General features: G+C 37.3%; 11 protein-coding genes. 2 read left to right on the forward strand and 9 right to left on the reverse strand.

The window, feature by feature from the left end:
• Positions 1-317: 317 nt before the first annotated feature.
• The 4 genes from RBQ60_RS09240 to RBQ60_RS09255 form a co-directional block, all read right to left on the reverse strand.
• Entirely contained in the window at positions 318-947 is a 630-nt protein-coding gene (locus tag RBQ60_RS09240) for a TetR/AcrR family transcriptional regulator (RefSeq protein ID WP_307883400.1), read from the reverse strand.
• A 457-nt stretch (positions 948-1,404) separates the two neighbouring features.
• The gene (locus tag RBQ60_RS09245) at positions 1,405-2,208 is read right to left on the reverse strand and encodes a hypothetical protein (protein ID WP_307883401.1); all 804 of its coding nucleotides are present in this window, start codon (positions 2,206-2,208) and stop codon (positions 1,405-1,407) included.
• Positions 2,209-2,462: 254 nt separating this feature from the next.
• Complete coding sequence (locus RBQ60_RS09250; protein ID WP_307883402.1) at positions 2,463-4,226, reverse strand: methyl-accepting chemotaxis protein; 1,764 nt, start codon at positions 4,224-4,226, stop codon at positions 2,463-2,465.
• A 444-nt stretch (positions 4,227-4,670) separates the two neighbouring features.
• Positions 4,671-5,240 (reverse strand): GrpB family protein, encoded by a 570-nt coding sequence (locus tag RBQ60_RS09255; RefSeq protein WP_307883403.1) that lies wholly within the window; start codon positions 5,238-5,240, stop codon positions 4,671-4,673.
• Between the two features lie 461 nt (positions 5,241-5,701).
• Here RBQ60_RS09255 and RBQ60_RS09260 point away from each other — a divergent pair, with 461 nt between their 5' ends.
• Positions 5,702-6,175 (forward strand): RNA polymerase sigma factor, encoded by a 474-nt coding sequence (locus tag RBQ60_RS09260; RefSeq protein ID WP_307883404.1) that lies wholly within the window; start codon positions 5,702-5,704, stop codon positions 6,173-6,175.
• Positions 6,176-6,177: 2 nt separating this feature from the next.
• Complete coding sequence (locus tag RBQ60_RS09265) at positions 6,178-7,227, forward strand: DUF4179 domain-containing protein (RefSeq protein ID WP_307883405.1); 1,050 nt, start codon at positions 6,178-6,180, stop codon at positions 7,225-7,227.
• 592 nt (positions 7,228-7,819) lie between these two features.
• On the opposite strand, the gene RBQ60_RS09270 is transcribed toward RBQ60_RS09265, so the two are convergent.
• The 5 genes from RBQ60_RS09270 to RBQ60_RS09290 all read right to left on the reverse strand — a co-directional run bounded on the left by RBQ60_RS09270 (position 7,820) and on the right by RBQ60_RS09290 (position 12,718).
• Entirely contained in the window at positions 7,820-8,845 is a 1,026-nt protein-coding gene (locus RBQ60_RS09270) for a patatin-like phospholipase family protein (protein WP_307883406.1), read from the reverse strand.
• Positions 8,846-9,324: 479 nt separating this feature from the next.
• Complete coding sequence (locus RBQ60_RS09275; RefSeq protein WP_307883407.1) at positions 9,325-9,546, reverse strand: heavy-metal-associated domain-containing protein; 222 nt, start codon at positions 9,544-9,546, stop codon at positions 9,325-9,327.
• A 9-nt stretch (positions 9,547-9,555) separates the two neighbouring features.
• Positions 9,556-9,789 carry an acyl carrier protein gene (locus RBQ60_RS09280; protein ID WP_307883408.1) on the reverse strand — a complete coding sequence of 78 codons (234 nt, stop codon included), beginning with the start codon at positions 9,787-9,789 and terminating at the stop codon, positions 9,556-9,558.
• 12 nt (positions 9,790-9,801) lie between these two features.
• Entirely contained in the window at positions 9,802-12,042 is a 2,241-nt protein-coding gene (locus RBQ60_RS09285; protein ID WP_307883409.1) for a HelD family protein, read from the reverse strand.
• A 76-nt stretch (positions 12,043-12,118) separates the two neighbouring features.
• Positions 12,119-12,718 (reverse strand): TetR/AcrR family transcriptional regulator, encoded by a 600-nt coding sequence (locus RBQ60_RS09290; protein ID WP_307883410.1) that lies wholly within the window; start codon positions 12,716-12,718, stop codon positions 12,119-12,121.
• Positions 12,719-12,858: the final 140 nt, after the last annotated feature.

Genomic DNA, 12,858 nt, shown 5'->3' on the forward strand with positions numbered 1-12,858 from the left:
CTAGTTAAATGAATCCAACAGTGTTACATAATTTTGCTCATCTGATTATAAGACTTAACCTGTGATATGCGCTGCGATCCTCGCGGCAGTTCGTGATAAACCCATCTACTTTATACTTTGTCTGCTGGAAGCATTCCCTAGGTGTATTCATATTCCATACATAAAGCCCGAAGTAAAGTTCGTTCTTGTACCATATAATCCCCCTCCCTTGGTTAGTTTTAACTAACTTTTCGCTTTATTTTTAGGCTACCCAAATCAGAACATGAATTCTAACCTCAGATAGCCTTGTTGATAAAATATTATCCTTAATTAAGCTTTCACCGATACTTTTCAGGCGAAAAAACCGTTTCAAAGCCAGCCAGATGATACAGTCTTAACATATTAATATATTTTACTGCTTCTTCCCTACTCATATCGTGTCGAACGACTTCGAAGACCCCTTCAAAATATGATGTAACAACAATATGAATAAAGTCCTCGGTGACAATGCCAGACTTCACACTTTCGCAGCCAATGACCTCCATATATTTGTAAGTGGACTCCACCTCGTTCTCTATCATCTCATCCATAAATTTATGAAACTTGGTTCCATAAGATGCATCCAACAAGAGTTTGAAAACATAAAAATGCTGATAAATAAAATCCAACATTTTAGTCATACTGTTCGATGAATATTGATGCATTGACTTTTTCTGGGTCTCAGCGTCGAAAGATTGAAAAACTTGATTTACGTCTCGGAACATTTCCATGAACTCATCTACAACTGGTTCTACAATTGCACTAAATAAGCTTTCTTTATCCCCAAACCGTGTATAAATTGAGCCTGTGGCTGTATTTGCCTTGGCTGCAATCACTCTCAAAGATGCGTCTTTATACCCTTTTTCTAAAAACTCTTGTTGGGCACATGCCATAATTCTTTCATATACGCCCTCTATTTGTTTGGCCACAAAAACACCTCCAATTCAAAACAGTGTTTCGAATTCAAATTTATTATACTCAATGTTCTATAAATTGTCAACATTTTGTCTAATATATCATGCAACGTTATCAAACCAGTTTCCAGACACAATTAATTAAGGCTAAAATGAGCTTTACCAGTATCCCAATCAATAATCTGTTCTTCTCTCCCAAAAAAAGTTATCCTGTCAACTCAACACATCGTTCCCACTATAAAACAATCTTCCTCCTACTCTAACAAAAAAAACCAAGAGCAAGGAAAATGCCTTGGCTCTTGGAACTCTTTTATTTCAATACTTTCATCTGCGACTTCTCAAACCCTAGATACGGGAGAAATACTGTCGAAGTACATCTCTTTAAACCAACTAAAATTTCTTGGTGTCTGAGTCATCCTTCCACAAGAAAGTAGACACTACCCCTACAGAGAAAGACTGAGGTTAAAAAACATTATGATCGTACCCATTTGATTCCTGTCCCTTCTCCCCCATTCTCAACACGAACACTTCTAAGGCCAAAATCTTTCTTTATTCTTATGACGATTTGATTGCCATTTTCTCTATAATTATATTCACCCTCAAAACTATCGCCTAACCAATAATGACTCGAATCGAAAATAAACTCCTCTATACTACTGAATTCTGCTACATTATTTTTTGCAGGTTCCTTTTTATAAACCATAATCCAGTCGTCGTTCTTTAATTCATCACCTTCTAGGTAATCTAAATTGAACACAAATTGCGTCTGCCCATCTACCATCTTGCCCCAATCAATAATTAGTTCATCGTATGCAAAAACAGTCACAGCTTCCTTCGACTTCATGCCGTTCTCGGAATTCTGCAAGTAAATATAAAAATGAGTGTAACACGCTCCATATTCTACGGGAGCATTCATCTCTATCTTTCGTGATTTTTCCTCTGCTCCCGAAAATACATTGTTTATGATTACTTGGGTAGCATTCCCCTTTTTTCCACCCTTTATATTCAAGTCATTCTCAGGGTAATACCTAACTTCAGCTATTTCCCACCCTTCCTTTGGTTTTGCAATGACAGCTCCTCTTTTTTCGTTAGAGAGGAAACTTTCCAACCCATATCCAGACAAAAGTATTTCTTCTTCTCCGATTTTTAGTTCCTCCAAATAAGTTACAGGTTTTTCTTGTTCCATGGAAAAATTTAAAAGTCCTTCTTTCACTGTAAAAACGACACCTATAAGTAATAAAGAAATTAGTAAAAGCTTGATGTACCAATCTTTCAATAAATCTCCTCCTAACGCATGCTATAATGGCCTATGTACTCTTATTCAACTTAAATAGTACATAGGCCATTGATTATAGCGTAATTTATAGTTTTATTGCTCGTTTTACTCCATAGCCGTTCAAACAACGCAAGGTTCAAAACACCTTATTTTACCGTTCTACGTTTGATTGTAACAATCAAAATAGGTTGCTGACGACAAGTGTGCGTGTTAATTATGGAATTCCATAAAAATTAGCCTTACCGGAATACATATTACTCAGAATCATATTCATGACCCGTTGTAAGCATCACCCGTTGTAATTGAAATTTCCCAATTAACTCCTTCATCATCTGGGCTTGTGCGGACAATTCTTCACTTGTCGCCGCACTTTCTTCAGCATTGGTGCTGTTGGCATGAACAACAGCGGAAATCTGCTCCACTCCATCATTCACTCTATATATAAACTCTTGTTGTTCAATGCTGGCATCTGCAATACTCTGTATTGCTTCCGCTGATTTTTCTGATGACGAAATCACTTCATCTAACGTCGTTGACGTCCTTGTAACAATTTTCAAACCATTTTCAATTGCCAACAAAGCTTTTTCTATTAAAGTAGCAGTGCTCTGTGCACTTTCCGCTGTTTTACCTGCAAGATTACGAACTTCATCTGCAACCACCGCAAAGCCTTTGCCTGAAGCCCCTGCACGAGCAGCTTCTACCGCTGCATTCAAAGCTAGTATATTGGTTTGGAATGCGATATCATCAATGTTTTTAATAATCTTTCCAATTTCATTGGAAGTAGAACTGATTTCTTCCATAGCAGCGACCATTTCATTCATCTGATCATGGCCCCTCTTGATTGCATCACTGGAAGTAGCGGAAATTTCCTTTGCTTTCGTCGCATTTTCTGCTGTATCTTTTGTATGCAGTGCGATTTCACCAACGGTTTTTGATAAATCTTCAATAGAATCCGCCTGTTCTGTTACCCCGTGGGACAGTTCCTGTGCACCACTTGAAAGGTGTTCTGAACCAAAAGCAACCTGTTCAGATGCTTCATTGATTTGAAGTAACGTTTCAGAAATTTGTCTTACAAACTTTTCAATTGAATGACCAATTCCATTAAAATCTCCAGTGTAAGTAATTTTCTCCTTTAAAACAAAATTACCATTGGAAAAACCTTTCATAATATTATCAATGTCATCAATTACTATTTTAAAGTTATTAATTGTTTCATTTGTAGCCTCTGACAAGGTCTCCAATTCATCCCCCGTATTTACCTCAGGTACAGGCGAGTGCAAATCTCCTTGGCACAATAATGTTAACCGCTGTATCATGGCTCTTAAATGTTTGGTGATTTGGTTTGCAACCACAAGCACAATAGCTATTCCGACAACAGCTAGTAATGCGCTCGCCACATTCATCTTCACCAAGGAAACGTACTTATCACTCTCATATTCTTCCAAGCGTTCCTCAATGTCATCATAATAGTTGCCAGTACTCACATACCAACCATAAGGTTCATACTTTTTCGTATAACCCCTTTTCATAAAGTCCCCTTCCTCGCCTGGCTTTGGAAAGTAAAACTCAGTAAATCCGCCTTCTTCATTATTACCGGCATCAATAAGATTTTGTATGTAAAGATTGCCTTTCAAGTCTTGTGCATCAAATCGATTTTTTCCTTCATACTCAGGGTTCATATGCACAACACATACGCCATCTGCCGTATCTGCCCAAAAGTAACCTTCACCGTTATTATACCTTGCATCTCTTGTAATCTTTTTTGCAGTTTCCATTTCTTCATCTTTGGAAATCTCTCCATCCAGATACCTTTGATGGTTTGCATCTAATGCACCAATAAGCCCGTCCACACTGGTTCTGATCACTGAATCAAATTCGTCCTGAACTGCTGCGATTGTTGAATCATGAGATTTATTTAGCTCATTAAAAGACACCATACCTTGTGTAAAAATCGTAACAAGCATCAATAGACCAAATAGTACAACAAGCTTCTCTCTCATCTTAAGTTTTTTTAACATATCTATCTCCTTAACGTATTTCCTGTAGTTTTCAGTCTTCACTAGACCATATTTTTTAAAAGCAAATTGAGATTGCTTTTCTCAACAAATACTTTTATCTTTCACGTATCTCCTTGTGCAAAATCTCCCCTTTTTCGTTTCTATAGCAATTTCATTGTAACCCACCCTCTAGAAACACTAGCAAAATATACCAAAAAAGTCAAGCATTATTCATAAACTTCATATGTAGAACTAACAATTGAACAGATATGGATATGGCTGGGTAAAACCTCTGAGCTATTCATTTTTTCCTTACAATATTGTTTTCAATTACTACAATAACTGACGAATTTACACAACCCTATAGCAATTAACGATGGAAAACGGAGACACCTTGTTCAATCAGTGTGGTGAAGCGTTCAAAGATTTATACATCATAGGTCAAATGATTCTTATTATCTTACTTTAATCATACCGATTGCCATATTGCATTTTTGCTCTTTGCGTGTATTTTTTTATAAAAACCGTTTTTGCCTCGGTATAGCCATCACGGTTATGTTTATATTTCTCACATAATGACAGTTTAAGTTTTTCATACTCCGTAGCCAACATGGGGTTATCATTCATATAATCCCTGAAATATAGCTCATCGTTGTCACCAGCGAATCTTAAGTGCAGATGAAATACTCTTTCTGCAAAGCCCTGTTCTGTATACCCTTTATTTAAGGAAATTCCATTTTTTTCTTCTGACATGCAAATATAACCATGAAGAAGCAGCTTATTTTTCACTTCTTTCATATCACTATTTTTTTGTAACTCCACAAGGATATCTACCGTAGGTTTTGCCCTTATTCCACTTATTGCCGTACTGCCCATATGGCTAATTCTTGAAACTTCTTCTTGGTCTAATATGTTGCAGAGTATGGAGTGTTCTATGTTGTACCACTCTATCCATTCGTCTTTATGGTTAGTCAAAATTATCGGGAACAGCCGCCATAATTCTTCTATACTCATATCAGATAATTTTTTAGACATATTGACGCCTCCGTTCTTTTTTCTCGCCTTAATTTATTTTAGAAGTTATTTTATACTACAACTTTAATCCTATCACTTCAACTAAAAATCATCTAACTCTAATTCAGTTCTCGACGCCAAATCTCCGGAATCTATGTTTTGCTATATTCTGTTTATAATACACACTTGATATGTGTATTTGTTCAAAGGTTCCTTATAATAGAATTTTTCAATTGCCCCTCTCTTTCAATGATAATATCCGCAGTTTATTGCTTGAAGATTTTGTTTCATTTTGCTAAACTCATTTATATAACGATCGAAAGACTTTCTGAAGGGTAGAAAAACTTAACACTCAGGAGGGAAAGTACTAATCCAGCTGTTTGCATTCGCATACGGCTTTTTTATATATTTTTTTAAAATGAAAGTTTTATGTAGTTTCAATCGTTTATTATTTGAATGGCCATTACAAAGGAGATCAAAAAATGAACAAGAATGAAAATTTAGAGTATTTGGTTTACACCTACGCAGATACCATACTGCGATTTAGCTATAGCTATTTGAAAAACTTACAGGATGCTCAAGATGTTTCTCAAACTGTGTTTGTTAAGTTGCTAATAGCAAAGCAAAATTTTAAAAGCAAAGACCATGAAAAAGCTTTTATTCTTCGTATGACAGCAAATGTATGCAAAGACATTTTAAAAAGTTCATGGAGAAATCGCACGTGTACCATGGAGCATTGTGGCGAAATTGTTGCACCAAAGGAAGATGATGACAGCAGTATACTGTGGGCTGTAAATCAGCTTGAAGATAAATATCGTTGTGTCATTTACCTACATTATTATGAGGGATATAAGGCATATGAAATAGGTAAAATTATAGGCGTTCCTACGCCAACCATACATACTCGATTGGTGCGAGGCAGAGAAAAACTTAAAAAAGTTTTAGGAGGAGAATGAACATGAAACAATATAAGAATGAAATGGATAATCTCCATTGGACACAAGCAGGCAAGGAGAATTTAATCAACCGTGTAAAAGCAAATGCACAACAAGAGCCCAGAAAGGGACATTTTTCTATAGGTAAATATGTTGTGATCGCTGCGGCAGTATGTCTTTTTTCTGTTACTGCTTATGCCACAGGCATTTTGCAATCCGCATCTGATGTATTTGCACCTATATTAGGAGGTACACCAGTACAAACGGAAATCATAGAAAAAATTGGACACCCCGTAGGTGCAAGTGATACATCTGATGGCATAACAATAACTGCTGATGCAATAATTGCTGACAGTAACCACGCTTGTATTGTGTACTCTATTGCAAATGCAGATGGTTCACCATTTGCTTTACCGGAAGGAGTATTGCCTGAAGATGTGTTTTTCGCTGGCGGAAAAGGTGGAACGGAGCTCCCATTTAACATAGGTGGTTTAAATGGTTCATCATGGATTGCAGATACCGATAATACCGATGGTACTTTACAGTACATTGAAATGCTTAGCACCGAAAAACCGTTACCTGCTGGTAAAAAAGTAACAGCCGAGTTTTCGAGACTTTCCTATTTTGATACAGATGGCAAAGCTGTTGTCCTATCGGAAGGAGATTGGAAGATTAGATATGAGCTGAACTTTGAGGATGTAGGAGTAAAAATCCCCGTAGAAAAGGAATTTGTAAGAGATGGGTTAACCTTCACCGTGCATGAGATTTCTCTTTCACCTATCGCATTACAAGCAAACTATACAGTAGATGCAATTCCAGAGTGGAGTAATGAAGAAAGCGGACAATTGCCAGAGCAAGACCAAAAGGAACACTTTAGATTTATGGATACGATTGAATTATTCATTACAAAAACAGATGGTACAATAATTGACTTGACAAACTCTGGCGGGGGGCTTTCTGTAGAAGACGGTGTAACTATGGGCTATAAAGGCACTGTTCTTGAAGAAATTGTGCCTTTAAATGAAATTGTAAGCATAACCGTTGGTGATGTAGTCATTGATGTAAATATTTAAGTCCAAAGGCTACCTTTGAAGTATAAGGAATATCAAGCAAGGCAACATCGGTTTACTAAGACTGATTCTCCTTACCACAAAAATGTGGGCAACTTGGCCATTGCCTCTTGGTTGCCCACTTTCTCTTCTTCCTATTCTCTAGAGCATAGAAAAGGATGGTGAAATGTTCCACTAGCTGATGGGTGAATTATGGTGAAATTTAATTTGATTAGGAAATTGTGGCTCCTCTGGATGCAAAGAGACTTAATAAGAATACCCTCTGTGTAAAGCTTGGCAAATCCATTGATTACAAACACGAACAACATATCTGTAATGACTTCGTTGCCATTCCGTACAATTTTCAAAGGGTAGAATCAAATTAAGAATTATTCTTTACTTATGGGGCTCTTTTTAATGTAATACCCCCAATTTTCACCGTTTTCCCGAATAAAAAATGCAACACTTTTTGTTATGCGAGAGTATCATGAAATGGATGGTGAAAACAGCAATTGGGCAACTTTGCCGTCTATGGCTTGGTGGCTTTTTTCATTTTACTATTTTAATCTCAATATAGCCAGAGACGGTGAATGCCTCTTTTCTATGTTCCCCATTTTTAAATAGAACTTAGCTGCTGTCTATCGTTGCTAAAGAATTCTTTTGCGGCATTGTACCCCTGTTGATATAGAAAACGATATGTTGCGTCATTTACATCAATGTTAAAGTCCAGAGAATGAGTATCCTTTGTATTAATTATGATAGATCGCTCTTGGTTCAGTGGATTACTTTCATAATTTTGCTGCTGTATATAGGAAGAAACTCGTAAAAGACTATCAATATATTGCCAAAGGTTATTGATTTCATTGTGCTCAAGCTTGTTTTTAAAGCGAAGTCCGAGGGTAGATAGATTAACACCACCATAAAGGTCGGAATTGAACCTAGGATAATCAAAAATGCTTAGGGGATAATTATTCATTAAACCACCGTCACAGAAAACCCTCGAATAGGCGTTACCTCTTGAATCTATGTGTTCCTTAATCACCGCTTCGAAAAACAGTGGCACAGACATAGAAATACGAACCGCCTGGGCAACCTCCATCCTTGGTGTTGTTTCATAAGAAAAAATTTGTGATGTCTTCATAGAAATATCCGTTCCAATCACGTACAGATCAAAAAAAGGTCTGTTATCCTTATGAATTAGGGGATTTTTAAAATCCTCGAAGGTATAAGGTGGCGACTTTTTCGTAACGTCAAACTGGGCATTTATCACATCCCTCATCCATCCATAAAAATAATCCGTGGAGAACCAACCATAATTATTCATTAGCCGATATACACAGATAATGTCATCAAAAAATCTTTCCATTACCTCCATGACATCCTCTGGTATAAAACTGATATCCTCCAACTCCCCTTTTGACGGAACCTTTCTGTAATCCAGAGAATTTGCAATTCTTCTAGTCTCCCAAAAAGGAAGGTTAAAGCTTAAAACGCAGGCAGTGATTGCCCCTGCAGAGGTTCCTGCAACCCTCGTAATATCTCCCATTAAACCATTTCTAAACAGGTAGTCTAATGCCCCCAGGTAGGCAATTCCCAATACACCGCCACCTTCAAAAACTAAGTTTTCAATTTTACCAGTCAAAAAATCACCTTCTGTACCTTCATATTAAAGTATATTGCTTCTTGGTAAAATTTATTTTAGTAACAGGTTCTAAATTTTGTTTTCATTAATTTAACGCCTTTTTAATTATTGCTTTATAAACGCTGCATAAGCATTTTTATCTTTTCATAGGTTACAGTCAATATAGATGATTTTATAAGGGCAATGTCTCCCCTTACCAAATTGAAACCCAGCAGTCAAAGGAAAATGGGGTTGCATCTGCTACCTACTGTCAGATGGATTAAGCAATATACTGAAGTACCGCTGTCAACCTATCATTTCTCCACGCCATCCAGTCTAAATTTTAATCATAGGTTAGAAACAAAACAGAGTCACAAGAAGTTGATAATCATCGTCCTCTGTCACTCTGTTTTTAGTTTTGATGATTCTATGGTTCGATTGTATTGAGGTTACTAAGAACCTTTGAATTTTCTAGATCGCCAATATTATTTTTGAAAAAGTTAGCCTTCGTCAAAAATGTCCACAACTTCAAAACCTTCCTCATTGATGGCATCGCATAATTCATCTTCAGTTATTGCCCCTCGGCCATACTCCACAACAACAGACTCCTCTTCCAATTTCAATTTCACCTTGTCTACACCACTAACACCCTGTAAAATTCGTAACACAGCACTGCCCATTGGCATATTATCCATACCTGCAACAACAATAACCTTTTTCACTTTGCCCTCCTATTCTGCTATCAACCCATCCACATATTTGACCACATCATTCACCGTCTGAAATGTATGAACATCTTCATCGTGAATGGTTATTTCAAAACGTTTTTCAATTTCCATCATCCATTTTGCAATATCAATTGGTTCAATATCGTATTCTGGAGTTAATGGGGTTTGCCCAGCTAAATCATTTTCAGAAACACTTATGACCTCACTTAACAAAGAAATTATAATATCTCTTGTCATATTAGAACCTCCTTAAATGAACAAACTCTTTTCACCAGTATAAAACAGGTTCAAACGGTGTAGTGCACGGGTGCTGGCGATATATAGCAGCTTTTTATCGTCAACGGAATGATAATGGTTTTTGTCTACACCGTAAATTAATACAGAGTCAAACTCCAATCCCTTTGACATAGTAATGGGAATTATGAAAACCCCCGTTGTATTCAGGTTATCCCCCGAATGCACCAGATGGATGTTGATTTTTTCTTTTAAACGGCTATAAAGTGTTTCCGCTTCTTGGACATCCTTGCATATAATGCCGATAGACCCATAGCCTTGATTTTTACTGTATATTGCTTCTTCTATCAGTTTCTCGTCAAGCAAATTAACGGTGGAGGCTTTGATTATCTGAGGCACATCACCACTGCGGTTAAAGCTTTCAAAGGGGGTATCATCGTCCAAAAACTGCATACTAAACGAGAGAATCTCTTTGGTACACCGAAAGCTTTTGTTCATAACCATCAGACTGGCACTTTTGGGCTGCATAATCTCAGTAATTCTATCATAGAGGCCCATGTTCTCTTGTTTTTCAATGGTCTGGTTGATATCTCCTAATACGGTATACCGTGCATTTGGAAACAGTCGTTTCAATATCTCAAAGTGAAGGCTGTAGTAGTCTTGGGCTTCATCAACAACAACCTGTCGAATATGCTTATACATATCAGTAGATTCATTATTTGCACCAATCAAAAGCTGCAGATAAGTTACAGCCAAAGCATCTTCATTTTCAAGCATGGAGCCTGTAAGCAATTCTTTTGAGTAAAGCAGAATTTCATCAATGTTCTTTGGCAATTCAATTCCTTCTGAAAGGGAGAGCAACAAACCATCCGTTTGAATCAACTTTTTGTAGAAGGCAACGCTATTCAATTTGATGAATCCATCCACTTTATTGGCGAGACGAGTGCTTTCCTCTATAGACAGTTCTCTTGCGTGTTCCGCCCAGTCATAGGGATAATGGGGGTCTTTTCTTGCATGGCGCAACAATTTAGGCATCCGATCTTTCCGCATTTCATGGATTTCTTCGAAAATATGATGGCGAAGATGGCTTAGTTTCACCGCAAGGCTCATGTTGCCTTTCATCTGTAGCAATCGGTCTTTTAAATCCTGTCTGGTAAAAACAGTTTTTCCATCATACTTAATATCTGTAAAGTCGATATGAGAAGCTGCCATACTGTCTGCATACCTATTTAATATTTCACTAAAAGCCCTGGACATTTTAAAAGCCATGGTTTGTTTTTTTAATTCTTTTTCAGAAGAATCACCGCATGAAATCAGCATTTCCGTTTGGTTATAGCGAGACTGGAATGTTGTTTCATCAGGAAAACTTCCAGCCACCAGATCATCAAACACAACTGATTTCACTTCTTCCTCGCCCAGCTCTGGCAAAACATTGGAGATGTACTGCTCGAATAAGGTATTGGGGGATAGAATGATAATATCCGATGACTTAAGGCGGCTTGAAAGACCCTGATATTTCAAGTAAGCCACACGGTGCAACGCAATAGAGGTTTTACCACTACCCGCAATCCCCTGCACCATAAGTAGATCGTGGGTCATGTCTCGGATGGCAATATCCTGATCTTTTTGGATGGTTTCAACAATGGTTTTCATTTTGCTGGATGTATTTCCCGATAGCATTTTGCGTAAAAATTCGTCTGCAATCTGCACATTGGCATCAAAAAAATACTCCAAAACCCCTCTTTTGATTTCATATTGCCGCTTTAAACCAATGTCTCCTGTAATACGGCCACCTGGCGCGTCATAATAGGCGCTTCCTGTTTCAAAACGATAAAACAGACTGGCGATAGGTGAACGCCAATCGTAAATTAAAATTTTTGTCTCTATATCATTAAATAACGTACCTCTGCCAATGTAGACCTTTTCATACACATTTTCACCTTCGCAACAAAAATCAATACGGGCAAAATAGGCCGATTGTAATAACCGTTCAAACAACTGTATTTTTTTTGCACTTGTTTCTAAAGCAAAACTATTGCTGGCAAGGGGTTGATAAAACTGACTTAGCCCCACTGCTCCGTCAAAGTCATCTGTGGAGTGGGACGCATTCTCCCACATCTCTCGGTTTGTTTCCCTTAAGTCTTTTTCACTTTTGCTGTTATTTTTTTTGGCTACTTCCAATTGCATACGAATCATCCTAAGAATTTCGTTGTAATGGGCAAGCTCAATTTTTAATTCATCATCATAGTTTTCCAAATAAACACCTCGCTCAAAATTGTGAAAACTGTTTTCACCATGTTGCAGACAACTTATTCCCAACAATTCTACTAAATTATTTGCCCACAAGGCATAGTCTAAACATATTTACGGCCTCACGGGTAATATAGGCCTTTAACTCGGCTTCATTCTCAATCAAACCTCTACCCAAAAGATGATTTGAAATTTCACCAACAATGTAGCAATGGGTGTTGTGGAGCACACGTTTTGTCGCGTCTGGATTTGGATATTGCCCGTAAAGATCTTTACATATATCAGCAATATACATATTTAGCATTTTGTTTGTCTTTTCTGTCATTTCAATGTCTTCCTGGGGGCGGTTCCCTTCAATATATTCATGCCATACTAGTCGGAACCATCCCTTGTTATCCATATACATTTCTACAAAAGCATCAAAAAAATAGGTAAGCCGCAGCTCCACCGTATTTGCCATATCTAGCTTTTTTGTGAGTATCTCCATAAAAATCACCTGTATTGTGGCATGTGTCTCCCATAGCAAATCACTGTATGAAGGAAAATAATTATATAAATTTGTATGGGCGCACCCTAAAGTCCTTGCGATTTGCCTAAGATTAAGACTTCGCAAATCACTTTTGTTACGCATAAGCGCAAGTGCCGTTTCAACAATTTGCTCTTTTGTGATATTTTTTTTCACCCTGCACCTCCAGCTCATATTACCATTGGTAATTACCAATGGTAATATGAGTATATACCTGTCGATTCTGATTGTCAATATTAATGTTATTGGTTTTATAGATTGCATATATTCCTATTAAGAATTGATAGAATACAATC

The sequence above is a fragment of the Anaerotignum sp. MB30-C6 genome, from assembly GCF_030908465.1.
GTDB lineage: Bacteria > Bacillota > Clostridia > Lachnospirales > Anaerotignaceae > Chakrabartyella.

Excerpts from the sequence above, each read along its gene's own strand:
- RBQ60_RS09280 (WP_307883408.1), bottom strand. The coding sequence starts at position 9,789 with ATGACAAGAGATATTATAATTTCTTTGTTAAGTGAGGTCATAAGTGTT.
- RBQ60_RS09265 (WP_307883405.1), top strand. The coding sequence starts at position 6,178 with ATGAAACAATATAAGAATGAAATGGATAATCTCCATTGGACACAAGCA.
- RBQ60_RS09255 (WP_307883403.1), bottom strand. The coding sequence starts at position 5,240 with ATGTCTAAAAAATTATCTGATATGAGTATAGAAGAATTATGGCGGCTG.
- RBQ60_RS09250 (WP_307883402.1), bottom strand. The coding sequence starts at position 4,226 with ATGTTAAAAAAACTTAAGATGAGAGAGAAGCTTGTTGTACTATTTGGT.
- RBQ60_RS09260 (WP_307883404.1), top strand. The coding sequence starts at position 5,702 with ATGAACAAGAATGAAAATTTAGAGTATTTGGTTTACACCTACGCAGAT.